This is a genomic window from Methanobrevibacter sp., assembly GCF_045577275.1.
Taxonomy (GTDB): domain Archaea; phylum Methanobacteriota; class Methanobacteria; order Methanobacteriales; family Methanobacteriaceae; genus Methanobrevibacter.
Genome location: NZ_JAZNIB010000124.1, coordinates 1 through 2,550, shown reverse-complemented (window position 1 = coordinate 2,550; position 2,550 = coordinate 1). Strand labels below are relative to the sequence as shown.

At 34.1% G+C, this 2,550-nt stretch carries 3 protein-coding genes; all 3 read left to right on the top strand.

Annotated elements, in window-relative coordinates; genetic code table 11:
- Window positions 1–539 (top strand): molybdopterin-dependent oxidoreductase (locus ACKI67_RS03975; protein ID WP_407462093.1); only part of this gene is annotated, 539 nt, incomplete at its 5' end.
- 13 nt (window positions 540–552) lie between these two features.
- The gene (locus ACKI67_RS03970; protein ID WP_407462092.1) at window positions 553–1,704 is read left to right on the top strand and encodes a Coenzyme F420 hydrogenase/dehydrogenase, beta subunit C-terminal domain; all 1,152 of its coding nucleotides are present in this window, start codon (window positions 553–555) and stop codon (window positions 1,702–1,704) included.
- 14 nt (window positions 1,705–1,718) lie between these two features.
- A complete protein-coding gene (locus tag ACKI67_RS03965) occupies window positions 1,719–2,120 on the top strand; it encodes a hydrogenase iron-sulfur subunit (RefSeq protein WP_407462091.1) in 402 nt (133 codons plus the stop codon).
- The last annotated feature ends 430 nt before the right edge of the window (window positions 2,121–2,550 follow it).

The window sequence follows — 2,550 nt, the reverse complement described above, 5'->3', positions numbered from 1 at the left end:
TGGAAAAATCCATTACTTCTTTGAATGCAGATGAATTCATTCAATTTGATGGTCATCTTGATGATAAGATCGATGCTGTTAAAGAGAACTTGGATGAAAATTCAATAATCATTGCAAACAAGGTCTGTTGCAAAGATGACTTTGCATTATTGGAATCCTTAGCTGCTGATACAGGTGCAAAGCTATTGCCTGTCTTCAACGCCCATAACATGAAAGGTGCAATGAACAGACTGGATTCTTGGGATGCAGAAGAAGTAAAGAACATTATTGATGACTCTAAAGTACTTATTGTCGTTAAGGATAATCCTTTGGAATATCTATCTAAAGATGACATAAAAGGAAAAGGTTTTATTGTAAATATTTCCAATGAGGACAATGCATTTGCAAAAATCTCAGATGTGGTTCTTCCAGGTAAGTCCTGGGCAGAAAAAGCTGGAACCTTCACAAACTGCGAAGGTTTAGAACAATGCTTTGACATATCTGCAGAAATTGAAAATGATAATTTAGGCGAAGTGGAAATATTCGATGAGCTTGCTTGATATCGGTGATAAAATGAGTGAAAAATTTATTCTTGCTAAAAGTAAGGCAAATGAAATAACTGATAGTGGAGCATGTGGAGGAGCAGTAAGTTCTATTTTCCAATATTTATTAGCTAATGAAATAGTTGATGGAGTATTGACTCTTAATAAGGGCGTTGACGTCTATGATGGTGTTCCAAGACTTTTAACAAGTGCCGAAGAAGTCATTGAAACATGCGGTTCCTTGCATTGCGCACCTACAATGGTAAGTGACTTGATTTCTGATTTTTTAGCGGATGAAAAAATAGCTGTTGCTGTTAAGCCTTGTGATGCAAAGGCTATTAATGAATTGGTTAAAAGACACAGAATTGATGGCGATAAGGTCATCACTGTCGGTTTGAACTGTGGTGGTACTGTAAGGCCGGAAGTTGCTCAGGAAATGATAGAAAAATTCTATAACGTTGACCCTTCCAAAGTTGTCAAGGAAGAAATTGACAAAGGTAAATTCATCATCGAGCTTGAAGATGGTGAAGAAATCGGAATCAAGATTGACGATTTGGAAGAGGAAGGCTACGGACGTCGTGACAACTGTCAAAGATGTGAACTAAAAGTTCCTCGTAATGCTGACATTGCATGTGGTAACTGGGGCAGCGAGCCTGGTTGGACATTTGTTGAAATCAACAGCGAAAAAGGTCAGGAAATAATTGATGGAGCTATTGCTGAAGGCTTTATTGAAACTAAAGCACCTTCCGAAAAAGCTATGGAAATGAGGGACAAAGTTGAAAACATCATGATTAAGATGGGTAATAAAAACGTAGGCAAACAATTGGATGATGGCCTATCTCTTGAAGAATGGGAAGCCCAATGGAACAAATGCATCAAATGTTTTGCTTGCCGTGATGTATGTCCTATCTGCTGGTGTCATGAATGTGAACTTGAAAAGCCTTACTTTAAGGATGACCCGCAATCACCACCTGATCCATTAGGATTCCATGGTGTCAGATTGTCTCATATGAGTCCAAGCTGCATTAATTGCGGTCAATGTGATGATGTATGCCCAATGGAAATTCCAGTATCCAAGATATTCCACAAGCTTCAAAAGAAATATGAAAATCACACTGGATATGTAGCTGGTATTGGTGATGAAAAACCTCCATTATACAGTCCAATGAAAGAAGACTTTTAAAGGAGTTGAATTTTATGGCAGAAGATGTTAAAATAGTAGGTTTTTGTTGTAATTGGTGTTGTTATGGTGGTGCTGATACTGCAGGTACCGCACGTATGCAATATCCTCCAAATGTCAGAATCATAAGAGTAATGTGTTCTGGAAGAATCAATCCTTCTATGATATTCAAAGCATTTAAGGAAGGTGCTGATGGAGTATTTGTAGGAGGCTGTCACATTGGTGATTGTCACTATGATGCTGGTAATTACAAATGGAATAGAAGAGCACTGATGACTAAAGACATCATAGAGGAATTTGGAATTGACAAGGAAAGATTCAGATTTGAATGGATTTCAGCATCTGAAGGAGAAAAATTCCAAAGAACTATGAAAGAGTTTCACAATACCATTAGTCAACTCGGACCAAGAAACAAATAATTAGACTGTTGAACAATAAATGATAAAAAATAATTTTTAAAAAAAGATTTTTTAGTCGTATTTCAAAAATCAAATAAAAAAATCTATACTTCTAAGGAAGTCTAGTGTAAAAAAAGTAAACCATATTGTTTTATCTAATTCCAAAACAAACAAAACATAAAAGGTTTTTATTCTCGAAATCAGACGAAAAAAAAAGAAGATTTAATAATTCAAATCAAATCAATAAATATTTAAATTAATTTCCAAATCAAATCAATTTATTATCATTTCCCAAAAATGTTAATTATTAATTTAATTTAAATAAATTAAATCTTCTCTATCTCAATTAAAATTAATAGCTCATAATTAAATCTATAATTTGATCTTATCATTTTTAGATTTAATTATTAATTTTAATTGAAACTGTGAATTTTATAAATTTTATAAATTT